The 19,304-nt window shown below is 69.7% G+C and carries 16 protein-coding genes and 1 pseudogene; 7 read left to right on the forward strand and 10 right to left on the reverse strand.

Annotated features, from left to right (window positions below; genetic code table 11):
- Positions 1 to 30: 30 nt before the first annotated feature.
- A complete protein-coding gene (locus LOKHON_RS04175) occupies positions 31 to 1,581 on the reverse strand; it encodes a DUF2125 domain-containing protein (protein WP_017927656.1) in 1,551 nt (516 codons plus the stop codon).
- 126 nt (positions 1,582 to 1,707) lie between these two features.
- Between LOKHON_RS04175 and LOKHON_RS04180 the strand changes: the two genes are divergently transcribed.
- Positions 1,708 to 2,451 carry an SDR family oxidoreductase gene (locus LOKHON_RS04180; protein ID WP_017927655.1) on the forward strand — a complete coding sequence of 248 codons (744 nt, stop codon included), beginning with the start codon at positions 1,708 to 1,710 and terminating at the stop codon, positions 2,449 to 2,451.
- Between the two features lie 3 nt (positions 2,452 to 2,454).
- Here the strand turns inward: LOKHON_RS04180 and LOKHON_RS04185 are convergent, their stop codons facing one another.
- Positions 2,455 to 2,805: an HNH endonuclease family protein gene (locus tag LOKHON_RS04185; RefSeq protein ID WP_017927654.1), complete on the reverse strand. Its 351-nt coding sequence runs from the start codon at positions 2,803 to 2,805 to the stop codon at positions 2,455 to 2,457.
- 65 nt (positions 2,806 to 2,870) lie between these two features.
- On the opposite strand from LOKHON_RS04185, the pseudogene LOKHON_RS04190 reads away from it, so the two are divergent.
- From LOKHON_RS04190 to LOKHON_RS04205, 4 genes and pseudogenes are all read left to right on the forward strand, one after another.
- A pseudogene (locus LOKHON_RS04190) lies at positions 2,871 to 4,053 on the forward strand (TIGR03862 family flavoprotein).
- Between the two features lie 75 nt (positions 4,054 to 4,128).
- Positions 4,129 to 6,276, forward strand: a complete 2,148-nt coding sequence (locus tag LOKHON_RS04195) for a YjbH domain-containing protein (RefSeq protein WP_033315437.1) — start codon at positions 4,129 to 4,131, stop codon at positions 6,274 to 6,276.
- Positions 6,277 to 6,278: 2 nt separating this feature from the next.
- A complete protein-coding gene (locus LOKHON_RS04200) occupies positions 6,279 to 6,917 on the forward strand; it encodes a YjbF family lipoprotein (protein ID WP_051059635.1) in 639 nt (212 codons plus the stop codon).
- A gap of 100 nt (positions 6,918 to 7,017) precedes the next feature.
- Positions 7,018 to 7,239: a hypothetical protein gene (locus tag LOKHON_RS04205; protein WP_017927650.1), complete on the forward strand. Its 222-nt coding sequence runs from the start codon at positions 7,018 to 7,020 to the stop codon at positions 7,237 to 7,239.
- Positions 7,240 to 7,343: 104 nt separating this feature from the next.
- Here the strand turns inward: LOKHON_RS04205 and holA are convergent, their stop codons facing one another.
- From holA to LOKHON_RS04225, 4 genes are all read right to left on the reverse strand, one after another.
- A complete protein-coding gene (holA, locus tag LOKHON_RS04210; RefSeq protein ID WP_017927649.1) occupies positions 7,344 to 8,366 on the reverse strand; it encodes a DNA polymerase III subunit delta in 1,023 nt (340 codons plus the stop codon).
- Positions 8,363 to 8,851 (reverse strand): LPS assembly lipoprotein LptE, encoded by a 489-nt coding sequence (gene lptE, locus LOKHON_RS04215; protein WP_017927648.1) that lies wholly within the window; start codon positions 8,849 to 8,851, stop codon positions 8,363 to 8,365. The genes holA and lptE overlap by 4 nt, the downstream gene beginning before the upstream one ends.
- A complete protein-coding gene (gene leuS / locus LOKHON_RS04220; protein ID WP_017927647.1) occupies positions 8,838 to 11,396 on the reverse strand; it encodes a leucine--tRNA ligase in 2,559 nt (852 codons plus the stop codon). Before leuS ends, lptE begins: the two co-directional genes overlap by 14 nt.
- A gap of 172 nt (positions 11,397 to 11,568) precedes the next feature.
- Complete coding sequence (locus LOKHON_RS04225) at positions 11,569 to 12,675, reverse strand: porin (RefSeq protein ID WP_017927646.1); 1,107 nt, start codon at positions 12,673 to 12,675, stop codon at positions 11,569 to 11,571.
- Positions 12,676 to 12,855: 180 nt separating this feature from the next.
- Between LOKHON_RS04225 and LOKHON_RS04230 the strand changes: the two genes are divergently transcribed.
- The gene (locus tag LOKHON_RS04230) at positions 12,856 to 13,503 is read left to right on the forward strand and encodes a YggS family pyridoxal phosphate-dependent enzyme (protein ID WP_017927645.1); all 648 of its coding nucleotides are present in this window, start codon (positions 12,856 to 12,858) and stop codon (positions 13,501 to 13,503) included.
- 6 nt (positions 13,504 to 13,509) lie between these two features.
- Here LOKHON_RS04230 and LOKHON_RS04235 read toward each other — a convergent pair whose 3' ends face one another.
- Complete coding sequence (locus LOKHON_RS04235) at positions 13,510 to 14,748, reverse strand: MFS transporter (RefSeq protein ID WP_017927644.1); 1,239 nt, start codon at positions 14,746 to 14,748, stop codon at positions 13,510 to 13,512.
- Between the two features lie 207 nt (positions 14,749 to 14,955).
- Here LOKHON_RS04235 and zapE point away from each other — a divergent pair, with 207 nt between their 5' ends.
- Positions 14,956 to 16,029: a cell division protein ZapE gene (gene zapE / locus LOKHON_RS04240; RefSeq protein ID WP_017927643.1), complete on the forward strand. Its 1,074-nt coding sequence runs from the start codon at positions 14,956 to 14,958 to the stop codon at positions 16,027 to 16,029.
- A 253-nt stretch (positions 16,030 to 16,282) separates the two neighbouring features.
- On the opposite strand, the gene LOKHON_RS04245 is transcribed toward zapE, so the two are convergent.
- The 3 genes from LOKHON_RS04245 to accD are packed head-to-tail and all read right to left on the reverse strand — an operon-like array spanning position 16,283 to position 19,061.
- Positions 16,283 to 16,795, reverse strand: a complete 513-nt coding sequence (locus LOKHON_RS04245; RefSeq protein WP_017927642.1) for a hypothetical protein — start codon at positions 16,793 to 16,795, stop codon at positions 16,283 to 16,285.
- Positions 16,792 to 18,069 carry a bifunctional folylpolyglutamate synthase/dihydrofolate synthase gene (locus tag LOKHON_RS04250; protein ID WP_017927641.1) on the reverse strand — a complete coding sequence of 426 codons (1,278 nt, stop codon included), beginning with the start codon at positions 18,067 to 18,069 and terminating at the stop codon, positions 16,792 to 16,794. Before LOKHON_RS04250 ends, LOKHON_RS04245 begins: the two co-directional genes overlap by 4 nt.
- On the reverse strand, positions 18,066 to 19,061 hold the full coding sequence (accD, locus tag LOKHON_RS04255; protein ID WP_017927640.1) for an acetyl-CoA carboxylase, carboxyltransferase subunit beta: 996 nt from the start codon (positions 19,059 to 19,061) through the stop codon (positions 18,066 to 18,068). Before accD ends, LOKHON_RS04250 begins: the two co-directional genes overlap by 4 nt.
- Positions 19,062 to 19,304 lie beyond the last annotated feature (243 nt).

The following is a 19,304-nucleotide window of genomic DNA, read 5'->3' on the forward strand; positions in this document are numbered from 1 at the left end:
CCGCGCGACGTGGCGCGCGGGCGCGACCGGTCACTGAATCCGCTGGCCGTTGGCGATGACGTGGCCCTCGGGGTTGATCTCGATGGTCGAGGTCAGCTCGTCATTGCCGATCGAGGTCGTGAACAGCCCCAGCATCATCCGCGCGCCCATCAGCTGCTCGGCCGGGATCACGCCGAGCGTCGAGAGATTCTCGATCAGCCCGTTCAGCCCGTCGATCTTCAGGTCGATCCGGCCCTCGGGGCGCGGAAAGCCCGGGAAGGTCTCGAAATCGGAGTTGTCGAAGGTAAAGCCGCCATCGCCCAGAAGCTCCGCCCCGGCGAGCCGCAGCACCAGCCGGTCGAGCGTCAGGCTTTCGATCTCGGGCGCGGCCTCGGCCATCGCGGCGCCTTCGCCGTCGCCCACGGCCTCGCCCATGGCCTCGGCGGTGCCGGGATCGGTGAGATCCTGCGGCAGCCGCGCCGTGCCCGACAATTCGGCGATCAGCGTCGCGGGGGTGCGCGGCAGCACCTCGGCGGGGTCGAACAGCGCCCAGACCGGATCGCCGAGCGTCAGGCTGTCGAGCGTGATCCGCGCCGAGAGATCCTGCGCCGCCTCGCCCGCGGCCAGCGGCGCGTCGAGCCCAAATCCGTACTCGGCGGCCGAGATCTCGACCGGGAAGGGCATCGGCCCGTCGGTGAGCGTCAGGTCGAGCCCCTTGGTCGATGAGGCATAGCTGACGCGGGCCGGGTCGAGCGACAGGCCGACCGTGCTCGACGCGGTGCGCGCGGTGCCCGCGGCGCGGCCATCTTCGCCCTCGCCCTCGAACTCCACCAGCGCCGGGCCGGTGGCGTAATCGAACACGAGCGAGAAGTCGTCCGGCAGCGCCTCGGCCTCTTCCATGCCCTCGGGCAGCGCCAGCGCGCCCGAGATGGCGATCTCGGCGACGCTGGCATCGATCGCCATGCTGCCCCCGGTGTCCCCGCCGGCATCCCCGGCGCTATCCTCGCCTTCGATCATCAGGTCGAGCGTCTCGGCGGTGATGTCGTAATCGGTGCGGCGCAGCCCCGAGGCCGCGGTTTCGGACAAATAGCTGCCGCGCACGGCATTGAGCGCGAGCATCGCCTCGGCCGGGATCGTCTCCCCATCCTCGACCAGCCGGTCCAGCACCAGCGCGTAGCGGTCGGCGGCATAGTCGTAACGCATCGCGCCGGGATCGCCGCTCACGGTGACTTCGAGCCCGGTCTGCTGCATGGAAAGCTCGATCTCGGTCTGCACGCCATCCTCGTCGGTGCCCGAGATCTCGATCGGGTAGCTGTCGGACAGCGTCACCTCGACCGCCCCGTCGCCGGTTTCGGCGAAGACGATCTCGGGCAGGCGGGCGACGAGCTCGCCATCCTCGCCCTGCATCGTCAGCACCAGGTCGGTGATGGTGAGCCGGTCGCCCGAGCGTTGCTCGGCGCCGGTTTCGATCCGCGTCTCACCGAGCCGGGCCGCGCCCTCCTGCCAGTCCTGCCAGACCTGCTCGGCGGTGACGTCGGCCTGCGCGGCCCCGGCCATCAGCGCCAGCGCGCCGATCGGCGCCGTTTTCGACAATGCGGCCATCTCGGACCCTCCTCGCAATCGCAATTCCACGGGCCGGGCCCGTCGCGCGGGCTCTCCCTGCGCGTCTGGACCGGAGACTAGGCCCCCGTTAAGCTGGACGAAAGATCAAAGCGCGGAGAGGGTGCGATGCAGGGGAAAACGGTTCTGATCACCGGGGCGAGCCGTGGCATCGGCGCCGCGAGCGCCCGTGAATTCGCCAAGGCGGGGGCCCGCGTCGCGCTGCTCGCGCGCAGCGCCGAGGCGCTGTCGGACATCGCCAAGGAGCTAGGCGATGCCGGTCTCGCGATCCCCTGCGACGTCAGCCGCTACTGGGAGGTCGAGGCGGCGGTCGAGGCCTGCGTCAAGGAGTTCGGCCGGCTCGACGTGATGGTCAACAACGCCGGTGCGATCGAACCGATCGGCGCGATGGGCGATCTCGACCCCGATGCCTGGGGCAAGGTGGTCGACATCAACCTTAAGGGCGTCTTTAACGGCATGCGCGCGGCGCTGCCCCAGATGCTCGAGCAGGGCGGCGGCACGATGATCACCGTGTCCTCGGGCGCGGCGCACAACGCGGTCGAGGGCTGGTCGGCCTATTGCGCCTCCAAGGCCGGGGCGGCGATGCTGACCGCCTCGCTCGATCTCGAATATCGCGGCCGCGGCATCCGCGCCATGGGGCTGTCGCCCGGCACCGTCGCCACCCAGATGCAGCGCGAGATCAAGTCGTCGGGCATCAACGCGGTGAGCCGGCTCGACTGGTCGGTGCATATCCCGCCCGAATGGCCCGCAAAGGCGCTGGTCTGGATGTGCTCGGACAAGGCCAACGACCAGGTCGGCCACGAGGTCTCGCTGCGCGACGAGGAGATTCGCCGCCGTATCGGGCTGCGCTGAGGCTCAGCCGCGCCCGCGCCGCTTGCCCGGCACCTTCGAGGCAAAGCCGGGCGGGCGCTTCGACACCCATGCGATGAACCGCTCCAGCCGGGGATGCGCGCGCAAGGCGTCCGGCGTGTGGTAGGCGCGCGCCAGCTCCGCCTCCGACAGCGTCGCGTGGATCTCGCGGTGGCAGATGTGGTGCAAGAGCACCTGCGGCCCATGCGTGCCGCCCTTGAGCTTGGGGATCAGGTGATGCGCGCTTTGCGGCACCCCCGGCGGGATCGGGCGGCGGCACAGCGCGCAGACCGGGTCGGTGCGCGGCGTGGCCATGGCGGCGGCCTCGGTCTGGCGTTTCTCGCGGCGGCTTGGCATGGGGAACAGATGGGGCGCGGGCCGCGCCCCGGCAAGCGCGGCGCGGGGCCGCAGGAGGGCTGTGCATGGCGCGGGCACTGGTGATCGGCGGCGGACCGGCGGGGCTGATGGCGGCGGAAGAGCTGGCGGCGGCGGGCTGCGAGGTGACGCTGGCCGAGCAGATGCCCACCATGGGTCGCAAGCTGCTGATGGCGGGCAAATCCGGGCTCAACCTCACCAAGTCCGAGCCGCGCGCGCAGTTCGACGCGGCCTTCGGCGAGACGCCCGACGCATTGCGCGCGGCGCTGGACGCCTTCGGCGCCGAGGCGGTGCAGGGCTGGGCCCGCGACCTTGGCCAGGAGGTGTTCACCGGCTCCACGGGCCGGGTCTTTCCGACGGGCATGAAGGCCTCTCCGCTGCTGCGCGCATGGCTCGCGCGGTTGCAGGGGGCGAGGGTCGACCTGCGCCCCCGCTGGCGGTTCGACGGCTGGAAGGATGGCGAGGCGCTGTTCGACACGCCGGAGGGGGCACGGGCCGTCGCGGCGGATGTCACGGTGCTGGCGCTGGGCGGGGCGAGCTGGTCGCGGCTCGGCTCGGACGGGCGCTGGGCGGCGCTGCTGGCCGGGCAGGTCGCGCCGTTTTGCCCCGCGAACATGGGGTTCGGCGTCGACTGGTCGGCGCATATGCGGCCCCATTTCGGCGCGCCGGTCAAACCCGTGGCGCTCATCGCCGGGGCGCGGCGGGTGCGCGGCGAATGCGTGATCTCGGCGCGCGGGCTGGAGGGCGGCGGGATCTACGCGGTGTCGGCGGATCTGCGCGACGGTGCGCCGCTCGCGCTCGACCTCGTGCCCGATCTCGACGCGGCCGAGCTGGCGCGCAGGCTCGCGCGGCCGCGCGGCAAGACCAGCCTGTCGAACCATCTGCGCAAATCGCTCAGGCTCGATCCGGTGCGCATGGCGCTGCTGCACGAATGCGCCCGCCCCCTGCCGGGCGATCCGGCGGCGCTGGCGGCGCGGATCAAGGCGCTGGAGATACCGCTCACCGGGCCGCACCCGATCGACGAGGCGATCTCCACGGCGGGGGGCTTGCGCTTCGATGCGCTCGACGATGGCCTGATGCTGCGCCGACCGGCCCGGGGTGTTCGCCGCGGGCGAGATGCTCGACTGGGAGGCGCCGACGGGCGGCTACCTGATCACCGCCTGCCTCGCCACGGGCCGCCATGCGGGCCGCGCCGCCGCGGATTGGGCGAAGACCGCGCATCGACCCTAGCGCGCCGGGGCCCGGCTTTCATTCGGCCCGCCGCGCGGCTAGGGTGCCGCAAGCGAGCAGGGAGAGCAGCACGACATGACGATCCGAGCGATGCGCCGGGGCGGGGCCGTGAGCCTCGTGGCCCTTCTGGCGGCGGGGGCCTCGGGCGCCCAGACGGTGTCCGACCGCGGCCTGAGCTACACGCTCTACGGCACGCCGGGCCTGATCGAGATGCCCTCGGCGCTCAGCGCCAGGGACGGGCAGATCGCCGCGACCATCGGTGGCTTCGACGGCCAGACCCGCACGACATTCACCTTCCAGCTGCTGCCCAAGCTGTCGGGCAGCTTCCGCTACAGCCGGATCGAGGATTACTCCCTGCCGGGCAGCCGTGGACAGGTCGACGATTACTTCGACCGCAGCTTCGATCTGCGCTACCGCTTCAACGACGAAACCGCGCGGATGCCCGCCTTTGCCATCGGGTTGCAGGATTTCCTCGGCACCGGCGCCTATGGCGCGGAATATCTCGTCGCGACCAAGACCTTCGGCGACACGCTGCGCGTCTCGGCGGGGCTGGGCTGGGGGCGCTTTGGCTCGGATGGCGGCTTCGACAACCCGCTGGGGCTGATCTCCTCGGAGTTCGACACCCGGCCCGGTCTCGATTTCGGCGAAGGCGGCACCTTCGAGATCGACCAGCTGTTCCGGGGCGACGCGGCGCTGTTCGGCGGAGTCGAATACGCGCCCACCGACAAGCTGACGCTCAAGGCCGAGTATTCCTCGGACGCCTATGCGCGCGAAACCGAGCTGGGGCTGATCGAGCGCGACACGCCGCTCAATTTCGGGGCGGTCTACCGGCCGCTGCCGGGCGTGCAGCTCGGCGCGTCGTGGCTGCATGGCTCGGAGCTGGCGCTCACCGGGACCTTCCTGATCGACCCGACCGAACGGCCCTATGGCCCCGGTCTCGACCCGGCCCCGGTGCCGGTGAAGATCCGCGCCAGCGACGCGCGCGCGGCGCAGACCTGGAACCGCGCGGCGCTGCCCGAGGCGCAGATCGGCACGGCGCTGCAGCAGGCGCTCGCCGCCGAGGGGGTGGAGCTGTCCTCGATCCAGCTGTCGGACCGCGCCGTGCGGCTGCGCTATACCAACACCCGCTACCGCGCCGAGGCGCAGGCGATGGGGCGCATCGCGCGGATGCTGAGCCTCGGCCTGCCCGATTCGATCGAACGTTTCACGCTGGAGCCGATGCAGCGCGGGTTGCCGCTTTCGGCGGTGACGCTGAGCCGCTCCGACATCGAGGCGCTTGCGAACACCGCCGGCGGCACGCAGGCGCTTGAGGAGCGCCGCGTGCTCGACGATGCGGGCCCGGCGCAAGGGCTGGCGCCGCTGCCGCGCGTCGACGACCGGTTCTCATGGGGGCTCGCGCCCTATGCGCGGATCACCGTGTTCGACGGCGACGCGCCGTTCCAGTTCGAGGCCGGCGCGCAGGTCACGGCGAGCTACGAGATCACCGACAGCCTCGTCGCCTCGGGCACGCTGCGCCAGCAGCTCTATACCAATCGCGACGACCCCGAGCTGATCGTGGCCGAGGGGGACGAACCCTACCCGGTGCGCCGCAACGCGGCGCTCTATGCCAAGGAGGGCACCACCGGCATTCGCGACCTGACGCTGGCCCAATATGGCCGGCTCGCGCCGGACGTCTTTGCCCGCGCCACGGCCGGCTATCTCGAAGAGATGTATGGCGGCGTTTCGACCGAGGTGCTGTGGAAGCCCGCCGACAGCCGGCTCGGGCTGGGTGCCGAGGTCAATTACGCACGCCAGCGCGATTTCGATCTCGGCTTCGGCTTTCAGGATTACGACGTCGTCACCGGCCATGCCTCGGCCTATTACGATTTCGACAACCGGTTCTACGGGCAGGTCGATGTCGGCCGCTACCTCGCAGGGGATTGGGGCGCGACCTTCACGCTCGACCGCGAATTCGAGAATGGCTGGAGCGTCGGCGGCTATTTCACCCTGACCGACGTGCCGTTCGAGGATTACGGCGAAGGCTCCTTCGACAAGGGCATCCGGGTGACGATCCCGCTCGACTACGTGGTGGGCCAGCCGACCCGGCGCGAGGCGTCGAGCGCGCTCGCCTCGCTGCAGCGCGACGGCGGTGCCAAGCTGCGCGTCGACGGGCGGCTCTACGAGGTGGTCCGCGACGGCCATCTGAACGATCTCGAAGACGGCTGGGGGCGGTTCTGGAAATGACGATGCGGATCACGATGACGGCGGCGCTGGCGGGGCTGGTGCTGCTCGCGGGGTGCGGCGGCGGTGCGGGGCTCACGGCGGCGGTGCAGGGCGCCATCGCGCCGCTGGTGGGCACCCAGACCGCGCCCGCCGCGCGCGGCGGCGGGGCCGCCACCCCGGTCGACCCCGCGACCGCGCGCAGCGTCCGGATCGCGGCGCTCGGCGCGTCCGGAACGGCAACCCGGGTGGTCGACAACGGAGCCTCCGAAACCTTCTCGGGGCCGGGCGGCTTCACCTACACGTTGCGCGACGGGATGCTGGTCGCGACCCGCGGTCTGGGCCACGACCTGATGGCCGCCGATGCGCGCCAGAGCCGCGCTGCGCTGCGCGCCGGCGGCGGTTCGGCGCGCCGGGTGCACGAAACGCTGGACGGGATGGATCGAATCGTGCGCAGCACGTTCGATTGCACGGTCTCCGCAAGAGGGGGCGAGACGATTGATCTGGGCAACCGCAAGGTGAATGCCCGCCGGTTCGACGAGACCTGCCAGGGCGACGGCCTGATCTTCGAGAACCGCTACTGGCTCGACGCGTCGGGCGGGATCTTGTCGTCGCGTCAGTTCGTCACGCAAACTGTTGCATATTTGCGCAGCAGCGGCCTTTAGTTTCGCTTTCTCGCCGCCGTGGACTGGTCATCCAGCTTGTGTGATACACCTATCTTGGCTATAGCCGACCTAACGTTTTGTTATCAACTGGAGTAGAGACATGCGCCTCACCAAGACCATCGCCGCCGCCGCCCTCGTCGGCACCATGACCGCTTCCTCGGCTCTCGCCGGTGGCCTGGCCGTCGAGATCGTCGAGCCCCCGGTCGTCGTGGTCGAGCCCGAGCAGGAAGCCCGCGGTTCGCTGGCCGGCCCCCTCGGCTTCCTTCTGCCGCTGGCCGCCGTCGCCGGCCTGGTCGCCCTGGCCGCTTCGGACGACTCCTGATTTCAGGACCATCCGGCCTTCGGGCCGGATGCGGGAAACGGCGGACCTTCGGGTCCGCCGTTTTTCGTTTGGGGGTATGGTGGGCGCGCGTGGGCCGCGCGATCTCAGCGCCGCGCCATCATCGCCAGCCGGATCAGCGCCCGCTCCACCAGCGCCTGCGCGGGGGCGCGGCTCGCCGAGCGCAGCTGCAGGTCGGTCTCGATCAACAGCGTCACCGCCCGCTCCAGCCGGTCGCGGCCCCAGCCCCCGGCCTGCCGGGTCATCGCGTCGCGGCGCGGGCCCCAGACCGGCGGACGCAGCCGCGCGATGCCCTGTCCCGGCCCGCCCGGATCGCTCGCCACGGCGTGCAGCTGCCGGAAATGCCTGAGCGCCATGATGCACAGCGACACCGGCGTGGTGCCCTGCGCGTAGAGCCTGCGCAGCAAGGCCGCGATCTGCGGCGCGCGCCCCTCGGCCACCACCGCCAGCAGCGCGTCGGTCTCGGCCTCGGTGGAGCGCGGGGCGACGGCGGCGATGTCGTCGGCGCTCGTCGGCGTGGTCTCGCCATGCTTGTAGAGGCCGAGCTTTTCCATCGTCATGCGGAACGCGCCGGGATCGAGCGCGCGCGACAGCTCCTGCAACAGCGCCTGCCCCTCGGGGTCGGGCTCGGGGACGCCCGCCGCGGCGCGGATCGCGGCGATTTCCTCGGGGCCGGGCGGGTCGTCATACAGGCCGATCGACACCGCCATGGGTTGCGCCTCGAACAGCTTGCGCAGCGCCGATTTGGCGGGCAGCTGCCCGGCGGTGGCGAGGATCTGCGCATCGCCCGGCTTCCAGGCCTTGAAGGCCTCCGTGAAAAGCGGCGCGAGCCCGTCGGTCGCGCCTTCGACGAAGACCACGCGCGGACCGGGAAAGAACCCCTGCGCCTTTACCGCGTCGATCAGCGCGGCGCCGTCGCGGCGCAGGTCGGCGGCGGGCAGGCGGGCCAGCCGCATCTCGGTTTCGGCGTCGGGCCCGGCAAGGCCGGCGATCACCTCCGCGCGGCGCTGCGCCACGCGCATCACGTCCTCGCCCCAGATCAGCGCGCCGGCGATCTTGGGGTCGGGCTTGCGAAAGAACGCCGCCGCGTCGCGCGCCGAAAGCTTCATGGCAGGTCCGGCGTGACCAGCAGCCGGGTCATGACCTGATCGGCGAGCAGCACCGCGAGCCGCTCGCGCGCATCGCGCTCCGCCGCACCCGAGGCCACGGTCCCCAGCGTGGAGGAATAGCCCGCAAAGGCCTCGACCGTGCCTTCGGCCAGCGCCGTGCCGCCACCGGCGGGGCGCAGCGCGAAGGTGGCCCGGCCCAGCAACCGGTAGCGCAGCACCGCGCCGTCGGCGCTGATCGCGGCCTGCTCGCTTTGCTCGGAGGTGTCGACGTCGAGCCGGTAGGCCGCCTCGCGCGCCGGGCCGAGCCGGTCGATCAGCCGGGCCCGCAGCAGGTAGCCCGAAACGGTGGCGGGCACCTCCACCGCGACGCGGCCGCGCAGCCGCGCGGCATCGCTGCCCGGCCCGTAGGCCGGGGCAAAGCCGCAGCCGCCAAGCGCCAGAGCGCCCAGCAAAGCCGCGCGGCGCGTCGGCTCAGACGACCACATTGACGATCCGGCCGGGCACCACGATGAGCTTCTTCGGGCTGCCGCCGTCGAGCGCCTTGGCCACCGCCTCGTCGGCCAGCACCAGCGCCTCGATCTCGGCCTTCTCCATCGCCTTGGGGACCGAGATCTCGGAGCGGCGCTTGCCGTTGATCTGGATCGGCAGCGTCACGCTGTCCTCGACGAGAAAGCGCTCCTCGGCCACCGGCCACGGCGTGTCGGCCACGAAGCCCTCGCCGCCCAGCCGGGTCCAGATCTCTTCCGCCAGATGCGGCGTCATCGGCGACATCAGCTGCGCCAGCACGCGCGCGGCCTCGCGCCGCGTTTCGGCGCTGGCCTTCGATTTCGACAGCACGGAGGTAAAGGCATAGAGCTTGGCGATCGCGGCGTTGAAGCCGAAGCTTTCGAGCCCCAGCGTCACGTCGCGGATCGCGCGGTGCAGCTGGCGCATCAGATCCTCGTCGGCCGCCGCATCGCCGCCCGTCGCCTCGGCGATCTCGTCGGCGATGCGCCAGACCCGCGCGAGGTGCTTGTGCGCGGCCTCGGCGCCGGCGGCGGTCCATTCGACGTCGCGCTCGGGCGGGCTGTCGGACAGCACGAACCAGCGCGCCGTGTCGGCGCCGTACTGCGCGAGGATCGCATCCGGGTCGACGACGTTCTTCTTCGACTTCGACATCTTGGCCGAAGGGATGATCTCGACCGTCTCGCCGGTCGCCTTGAGCGCGCCGTCCTCGACGCTTTCGGGCAGGTGGTAGACCGGGCGACCATTGGCGTCGCGGGTCTGGTAGATCTCGTGCGTGACCATGCCTTGGGTGAAGAGCGCGTTGAACGGCTCGATCGCCTTTTCGGGCAGGTGGCCCGTCACCTGCATCGCCCGCGCGAAGAAGCGCGAATAGAGCAGGTGCAGAATCGCGTGCTCGATGCCGCCGATGTATTGATCGACGTTCATCCAGTACTCGGCTTCGGCCAGATCGGTCGGCGTCTCGGCGCGGGGGCTGGTGAAGCGCGCGAAGTACCACGACGAATCCACGAAGGTGTCCATCGTGTCGGTCTCGCGGCGCGCCGCCTTGCCGCAGCGCGGGCAGGGGGCGTCGCGCCATGTCGGGTGACGGTCGAGCGGGTTGCCCGGCACGTCGAAGCTCACATCGTCGGGCAGGCGGACCGGCAGGTTCTCCTTCTTCTCGGGCACCGCGCCGCAGTCCTCGCAATGCACGATCGGGATCGGGGTGCCCCAGTAGCGCTGGCGCGACAGGCCCCAGTCGCGCAGGCGGAAGCGGGTCACGCCGCGGCCCACGCCGTTGGCCTCGCAAAAGTCGATCGCGGCGTCGATCGCCTGCTCGCCGGTCTGCTCGGTGTCGCCCGCGAAGCCGCGGATATAGATCACGGGCTCGGTCTTGGGCGGCACGAAAGCCGGACCGCCATCCTCGGCCAGCGCCTGCCCGTCATCATTGGCGGGGGCGAAGGTCGAGATCACCGGCAGGTCGTATTTGCGCGCGAAGTCGAGATCGCGCCCGTCATGCGCCGGGCAGCCGAAGATCGCGCCGGTGCCGTAATCCATCAGCACGAAATTGGCGATCCAGACCGGCAGGTCGCGGCCCTGGTCGAAGGGGTGGCGCACGGTGAGACCGGTGTCGAAGCCGAGCTTCTCGCCGGTTTCCAGCGCCTCCTCGGTGGTGCCGCCGCGGCGGGCCTCGGCGCAGAAGGCGGCCACGTCCGCGCGCTCGCTCTCCAGCGCGCGGGCCAGAGGGTGATCGGGCGAAATGCCGATGAAGCTCGCGCCCAGAAGCGTGTCGGGGCGGGTGGTGTAGACCTCGATCCGGTCATGGCCATGGGTGGGTTCGGTGAGGCCGAAGGCCATTTCCAGCCCGCGCGACCGGCCGATCCAGTTGGCCTGCATCAGCTTGACCTTGGCGGGCCAGTCGTCGAGCCCGTCCAGCGCCGCCAGAAGCTCGTCGCTGTACTCCGAGATCCTGAAGAACCACTGCGTCAGCTCGCGCCGTTCGACATCCGCGCCCGAGCGCCAGCCCTTGCCGTCGATCACCTGCTCGTTGGCGAGCACGGTCATGTCGACCGGGTCCCAGTTCACCACCGCGTTCTTGCGATAGACGAGGCCCTTGTCGAGCATGTCGATGAACAGCGCCTGCTGCTGGCCGTAGTACTCCGGGTCGCAGGTCGCGAATTCGCGGCTCCAGTCGATCGAGAGACCCAGCGGCTTCATCTGCGCGCGCATGTCGGCGATGTTGTTGTAGGTCCATTCCTTGGGGTGGCCGCCAGACGCCATCGCGGCGTTCTCGGCGGGCATGCCGAAGGCGTCCCAGCCCATCGGGTGCAGCACGTTGTGGCCCGTCGCCAGCTTGTGGCGCGCGATCACGTCGCCCATCGTGTAGTTGCGCACATGGCCCATGTGGATCCGCCCCGAGGGGTAGGGGAACATCTCCAGCACGTAGTATTTCGGACGACTCTCGTCGCGCCGCGCGGTAAAGAGGCCGGCCTCGTCCCAGGCGGCCTGCCATTTGGCTTCGATCTCGGCGGCGGTGTAGCGCGACATGGTTCGGGTTCCTCGGATGGTCTGGCACGGGTCTGGCGGGGCGGTTCGGCCCGCTGGCGGTGATACTGCACATCGCCGCGCTGTGCCACTCCCGCGCGCAGAAATGCCGGGCCCCAAAAGCGAAGGGCGGCCCCGAAGGACCGCCCCTGCCTGAAGTCGTGATCCGGTTGGATCAGAACTCGAAGGAGACCTCGACGGTGGTGCCGTCCTGGTACTCGGGATCGCCGATCTCGTCCTCGGAGTCGTTGTCGTCGTCCTCGGCGAAGGACACGAGCAGCTGCGCGCCTTCGGCCAGATCGTAGGTGCTGGCGACGTAGTAGTCGTCACCCGCATCGGCGACGCCGGCGTAGAAGTTCAGGCCCATGCCCATGTCGTAACCGGCTTCGATCGCCCAGTCCTCGTCGCCTTCACGAACTTCTTCGTAAGCGGTCGAGACGGTGATCGGGCCCGAGACGTAGTCGGCGGCCAGGCCGAAGCTGTCGCCTTCGTCATCCGACTCGTGGACGTAGAACGCGCCGAGGGTGACGGGGCCGACCGGGTAGGCGACCTCGATACCGGTCGAGCTCTCGGAGTCGCCGGCGGCATCTTCTTCACGGGCGTAGGCCACGTCGATATCGGCGCCGGCAAAGGCGGTGCCGAAGGCGATGCCGAAGATCTGGTTCGGGTTGTAGTCGCCGTTGTCGATCTCGACGGCTTCGGAGTAGTCGCGCTCTTCTTCCTGGTAGCCAGCCGACATTTCGAAGGCGCCGAAGGTGCCCGCTACGCCGACCGAGTACTGGTCGAGGGTGTCGTCGTCGCCCGGCACGTTGCCGTCGGTGGTGTCGTCCACGAGGGCCGAAACCGAAACGTCGAGGCCGTAGGCCATGAAGTCGCCGCGCAGCACGGTCTCGCCGTCGGTCTCGGAGAAGCCGTCATGGGCCATTTCCGACACGCCATCCCAGCGCAGGTTGGCGGCCATGTCGGTGTCGCCGAAGAACAGGCCGGCGGTCTCGGAGGTCAGCGACAGCACGTAGCCGTCGGCTTCGAGCGCCACGTCGGACAGCTCGTTGTCGACCAGGTCGGTGGTGACGGTCGCGGCGGCGGTCAGGCCGTTGTCGAGCTCCTGGCTCAGGGTGATGCCGAGCTCGGCATCCCAGTAGAAGCCACGGTCGTCGTCGGTTTCGCTGTCGGTGTCGGTGTCGTTGTAGCCCAGAGTGGCTTCGCCGGAGAAGGACACTTCGGCGGCGGCAGCGCCGGCAAAGGCCACGATCGAGGCCGAGGCGAGCAGGATGCGTTTCATGGATTTCCCTCGTATTTGCATTCCCGAGAATGCCAGTCGAGCCAGCATTGACGTTTTCATTGCGCACGAGGCCCTTCACACTCAAGGAGTTTGGCCCCCCCTCCCGGTCCTGTCCAAAAATTGATGCAACCGGGTCACACACATGTCAGACAGCCGCTTGGAACCATTCAGGAGATGCCGATGTCGATCGACCGCATCCGCGAGAGCATTGCCACCGCGGCCCGGAAGGCCGGGCGCGATCCCGACGAGGTGACGCTCATCGCCGTGTCCAAGGTCCAGCCCGAGGCGCGGGTGCTGCCCGTGCTCGAGGCCGGGCACAGGGTGTTCGGCGAAAACCGCGTGCAGGAGGCGCAGGGCCGCTGGGGCGCGCTGGCCCCGCGATTCCCCGGCACCGAGATCCACCTGATCGGGCCGCTGCAGACCAACAAGGCGCGCGCCGCCATGGAGCTGGCCCACGCGATCCATTCGCTCGACCGCCCCCGGCTGGCCGAAACGCTGGCGCGGCTGGCGCAGGAGCGCGGCGCCTGTCCCGAGCTGTTCGTGCAGGTCAACACCGGCGCCGAGCCGCAAAAGGCCGGGGTGCTGCCCGATGACGCCGACGGGTTCGTCGCGCGGTGCCGCGATCTCGACCTGCCGGTGATGGGGCTGATGTGCATTCCGCCCGCCGAGCAAGACCCGGCCCCGCATTTCGCGGCGCTGCGCGAGATGGCCGCGCGCAATGGCCTCGCGGAGCTGTCGATGGGGATGAGCGGCGATTTCGAGACCGCGATCGCACAGGGCGCCACCCATGTGCGGGTGGGCGCGGCGATCTTCGGCGCGCGCGGCTAGGCCGCGTCAGGCGGGGGCCGCGACCGGGTCGCGGCGCTCGCGGATCGGCAGGTGCACGATCGCCGACAGCGCGCCGACACCGACGCCGATCCACCACACCGCCTCGTAGCTGCCATAGACATCGTAGAGCCGCCCGCCGAGCCAGACGCCCATGAAGCTGCCCAGCTGGTGGGAAAAGAACACGATGCCATAAAGCGTGCCCATGTAGCGCAGCCCGTAGAGATGCGCGACGAGACCGCTGGTCAGCGGCACCGTGGCGAGCCACAGGCTGCCCATCACGCCCGAGAAGATCAGCACCGTGGTCGGCGTCATCGGCGTCAGGATGAACCACGCCGCCGCCAGCGTCCGGCCCGTGTAGATCCCCGCCAACAGGTATTTCTTGCTGTAGCGCTTGCCGGCCCAGCCCGCGGCGATGGTGCCCGCGATGTTGGCCAGCCCGATGAGCGAAATCGCCACCGCGCCCAGCCCCGCCGTCGTCGTGACCCCCATCGACGCCAGCACGCCCCCCGCCGCGATCGGCGCGCAGATCTCGGTCACGAAAGCCGGGAAATGCGCGGTGATGAAAGCAAGCTGGTAGCCGCAGGAGAAAAATCCGAGGAATATCAAAGCATAACTCGGATCGCGCGCGGCGCGGCCCAGGATGTGGCCCATGCTCTCCTGCAGTTCTGCAGTCGTGGCGGGCGGCGTGGACCGTATCATCGGCAGCGTCAGCAGCACCGCGAGAATCATCGCCGCGAAGACCATGAACACCGACTGCCACGTCATGTAACCCAGCAGGATTTCGGCCATCGGCGCGCCGAACACCTGACCGGCGGAGCCCGCCGCCGTCGCCACCGCCAGCGCCATGGAACGGTTGTCGTCCGAGGCGGCGCGCCCGACCACCGCGAGAATCACGCCGAAACCGGTGCCCGCGATGCCGAAGCCCACGAGGATCTCCAGCACCTGGTGCTGGATCGGCGAGGTGGCCCCCGCCGACAGCACCAGCCCCGCCGCATAGGCCAGCGCGCCCAGCACGATCGCCTTGCGGTCGCCGACCTTCTCCGCCATCGCCGCGAAGAGCGGCTGGCCAAAGCCCCAGGCGAGGTTCTGGATCGCGATGGCAAGGCTGAACTCGGCGCGCGGCCAGCCGAACTCCTCGGCGATCGGGATCTGGAACACCCCGAAGCTCGCGCGGATGGCAAACCCCACCATCACGATGAGGCAACCGGCGATCAGGACGGGGGTGAAGAGAGGCTGTCTGGTCATGCGCGATCTAGGCGCCGTCGGGGCGGGGGTGTCAATCTCGGGCGTCATTCGAGCGTCGTTCGGGCGGCACCGACGGGGCATGCGTATTTGGGGAACAAAGTTGCCTGCCGGAGCGCGCCGGGCGGGGGCGTTTCGCCGACGGGACAGGGGCGTTTCGCGGGCGGCGCATCTTTGCAATGGGCGGGGCGGCGGCTATGTCGCCTCTCCATGAGCATCGAAACCGCCTACCGCGCGCGCATCGAAACCGGCGCGCTGAAACCCGACCCGGCGCAAGAGGCCGTGCTGCCCGCGCTCGACCGCGTGGCCCGCGACCTCGCCCGCCAGCCCGCGCCGCAGCGCGGCGGCTGGTTCCGCAAGCCGAAAGCCCCCGAGCCGGTGAAGGGCCTCTATCTCTGGGGCGGGGTCGGGCGCGGCAAGTCGATGCTGATGGATCTGCTCTATGACGAGATCGACCTGCCCAAGGCGCGGTGGCATTTCCACGCCTTCATGCAGCGCGTGCATGCCGACATGAACAAGGCCCGCGCGCGGGGCGTCGATGACGCCATCGCGCCGGTGGCCGAAGGGCTGGCGGGCGAGCTGCGATTCCTCGCCTTCGACGAAATGCAGATCACCGACATCACCGATGCGATGATCGTGGGCCGCCTGTTCGAGAAGCTGTTCGAGCAGGGCGTCACCATCGTCACCACCTCGAACCGGGTGCCGGACGATCTCTACAAGGACGGGCTGAACCGGCAGCTCTTCGTGCCCTTCATCGACAGGCTGAAGGCACGGATGGAGGTGCTGGAGCTGGAAAGCCCGACCGACCACCGGCAGGGGCGACTCAAGGGCTCTGAAAGCTGGATCATGCCCAATGATTCGCGCGCCCGCGCCAAGCTCGACGCGATCTGGGCGGAGCTGACCGGCGCGCCGGACGGAGAGCCGCTCGTGCTCAGGGTCTCCGGGCGCGAGGTGACGGTGCCGGAATACCGCAACGGCATCGCCCGGGCGGGATTCCACGAGCTGTGTGGCCGCCCGCTCGGCGCGGCGGATTACCTTGCGCTGGCCGAACAGGTGAAACTCCTGATGATCGACGGCATTCCGAGCCTGTCGCGGTCGAACTTCAACGAGGCGAAGCGATTCGTGACGCTGGTCGACGCGCTCTACGAGGCAAAGACACGGCTGGTGGCCTCGGCATCGGCGGCGCCCGGCTATCTTTACCTTGAGGGCGAGGGCAGCTTCGAGTTCGAGCGCACGGCGAGCCGTCTGGAGGAAATGCAGGCCGAAGGCTGGGGGCGAAGCTGAACGGTACGAAGGGGGTCGCATCCCGAGACCCCCTTCTTCACTGCCCGTTAACCTACTGAAGTCCCGATCTTGTTTGCCAGGATCTTCTCGTCGTTCCCCTGTGTTTCAAGAAACGCGATCGATCGGGCAGGGTCAACCATAGGGCGAAGTTTCGTAACGTCTCGAAGCCTTTCCGGAGTGTCAAAGATCGTTGCTGAAAGCCGGGTGGCCCGCGCGCGTGCATGCGCGGCGGCGCGTCGTGCCGAACGCAGGTTCATGCCGGGCGAATCGCCGAGACCACCAGCGGAGCGGCGCAGTCTGGCGAAACCGGCTCAGGTCCCGCATGCAGCGGCGTCTGCCACGGAATCGTCGATTCGGTGACGAACCGCCCATCGACGCAGACATCCTGACCGCCATTGCCCGCGTTGAAGCCGAAGCCCGGATTCCCGCAATCGGCGACGCCGCCATCGGCGTTCCACGCCTGGAACACGCCGATGCCGGACATCGGAAAGCGCCTCTCGCGCGGATCGAAGGTCAAAAGCCACGATGTGCCGGGCGTCAGCGCATCAAGGCGCCACGCCCCGATCCGCGCGCCATGCCGCCAGCCGGTGATCTCGAATCGGGTCACATCGCCTTGGGTGACGAGCGGCGCATCCATCAGCGCGTCGGGAAACGCCATCGTCCCGGTCATCGTGTAGCCCGCGCCGCCGCGCCAGCAGAAATGCAGCTCCACCGCCTGCGCGGGCCCGGCGGCCAGCGCCGCGAGAAGCGCGGGCCAGAGCCTCATCCGTTGTCGCGCAGCACCTGCCCCGCGAGATAGAGCGAGCCGCAGATCAGGATCCGCGCCGCCGGGTCGCGGGCAGTGATGTCGCGAACGGCCTGCGCCACGTCATCCGCCTCGGCCACCGGGTCGAACCCTGCGGCACGGGCCGCGTGCGCGGTGTCGGCGGCGGGGATGGTGTTGGCCTCGCCGGGGATCGAGACGGCGTGCAGGCCTTGGGCCACCTGCGCAAGCGGGCGCAGGTAGCCCGCGATGTCCTTGGTGTTGAGCATGCCGCAGATCAGCTGCGCGGGCCGCCCAGGCATGTCGCGCAGGCTGCGCGCCAGAGCGGCGCCCGCCGCCGGGTTGTGCCCGCCATCGAGCCACAGCTCGGCCCCGCCCGCGAGATCGACCAGAGGCCCGCGCGACAGGCGCTGCATCCGGGCGGGCCAGTCGGCGCGCAGCGCCGCCTCGGCCGCCGCCTCGTTTCGGCCCAGCGCGCGCAGGCTCGCGATGGCGGTGCCCGCGTTGACGATCTGGTGCGGCCCGCGCAGCCGTGGCAGCGGCAGGTCCAAAAGGCCGCGCTCGTCCTGATAGACCAGCCGCCCGGCTTCGGTGGTCACGTGCCAGTGCTGGCCATGCGCCATCAGCGGCACGCCGAGCCGCGCCGCCTTCGCCTCGATCACCTCGAGCGCGGCCTCGTGCTGGGGGGCGACCACGCATGGGACGCCGCGCTTGAGAATGCCCGCCTTCTCGCCCGCGATCTCCTCGATCGTCTCGCCCAGATATTGCTGGTGGTCGAGATCGATGGGCGTAATGACGGTGAGCGCGGGGCGCTCCACCACGTTGGTCGCGTCGAGCCTGCCACCCAGCCCGGTTTCCAGAAGCGTCCATTCGGCGGGCGTTTCGGCAAAGGCCAGAAGTGCGGCGGCGGTGGTGATTTCGAAATAGGTGATGGAATCGGGACCGTTCGCCGCATGGGTGCGGTCGAGCAGCTTTGTCAGCGCCTCTTCGGAGATCAGCTCCCCCGCGAGGCGGATGCGTTCGTGAAACCGCGCCAGATGCGGCGAGGTATAGGCATGGACCCGGTCGCCCGACGCCTCCAGCCCGGCGCGGATCATCGCCTGGGTCGACCCCTTGCCGTTGGTGCCGGCAAGGTGAATGACCGGGGGCAGTCGCCGCTCGGGGTGATCCAGCGCCGCCAGAAGCCGCCACACCCGGTCGAGCGTCAGGTCGATGACCTTGGGGTGCAGCGACATCATCCGCGCGAGAATCGCGTCGGAGCCGGGTGCGGGCGTCATTTCTTGGGCGTCTCCGCCTTTTTCGCCGCCGGAGCGGGCTTGGCCGCCGGGGTTTCGGCGGGCTTGTCCTTGGCGGCCTCGGCTTCGCGGGCGGCGGCGGGCTCGGGCGTCTCGGGCGCGGGCAGGTCGGCCATGACGGCTTCGGGCAGGCCCATCAGCATGCGGATCACCTGAATCAGCTCCTCGCGCATCTTTCCGCGCGGCGTCACCCGGTCGAGCATGCCGTGATCGAGCAGGTATTCCGCGCGCTGGAACCCCTCGGGCAGCTTTTCGCGGATCGTCTGCTCGATCACGCGCGGGCCCGCAAAGCAGATCAGCGCGTTCGGCTCGGCGATCTGCACGTCGCCCAGCATCGCGTAGGAGGCGGTGACGCCGCCCGTGGTCGGGTGCGTCAGCACCACAATATAGGGCAGCCCTGCCTCTTTCAGCATCTCGACCGCGACGGTGGTGCGCGGCATCTGCATCAGCGACAGGATGCCTTCCTGCATCCGCGCGCCCCCGGCGGCGGAGAACAGCACCAGCGGGGCCTTGATCTCCACGGCACGTTCGGCGGCGGCGATGATCGCGTTGCCGACATACATGCCCATAGAGCCCGCCATGAACGAAAAGTCCTGACCGGCGGTGACGACCTTGGTGCGGCCGATCTCGCCCTCGGCCACCAGCATCGCCTCTTTTTCAGAGGTCTTGCGGCGGGCTTCCTTGATCCGGTCGGAATATTTCTTCTGGTCGCGGAAGTTGAGCGGATCGGCGATCGGCTCGGGCACCTTCACCTCGGTGAAGGCGCCGCCGTCGAACAGCGCCTTGAACCGGTCGCGCGGCGTGATCGCCATGTGGTGATCGCAATTGGTGCAGACGTTGAGATTGTCCGCGAGTTCGCGGTGGAACAGCATCGTTCCGCATTCGTCGCACTTGGTCCACAGGTTCTCGGGCACCTCGCGGCGCGAGAAGATCGAGTTGATCCGCGGACGGACGTAGTTGGAAATCCAGTTCATCTTGCTGCTCCGGGCGCGCGTCGGGTCGGGCCCGAGATACGCCCCGGCGCGACGGATTGCAATTCGGGCGGTGGATCGCACCGCACGGGGCGCGCGACCCGGTGCGACAGGGAAGCGTTGCCGCGCGCCTATGGAGCCCGAGGCGGCGCCGGGGTTTCGCAATCTATCCTGCCGGGGTGCCCGCGCGGTCGTTCCTTGCGCCCGGCGGGTCGTCCGGCGCCGGAATCTGCGCGATCGGGCGAT

Origin of the sequence: Limimaricola hongkongensis DSM 17492 (assembly GCF_000600975.2) — a bacterium.
Classification (GTDB): domain Bacteria; phylum Pseudomonadota; class Alphaproteobacteria; order Rhodobacterales; family Rhodobacteraceae; genus Limimaricola; species Limimaricola hongkongensis.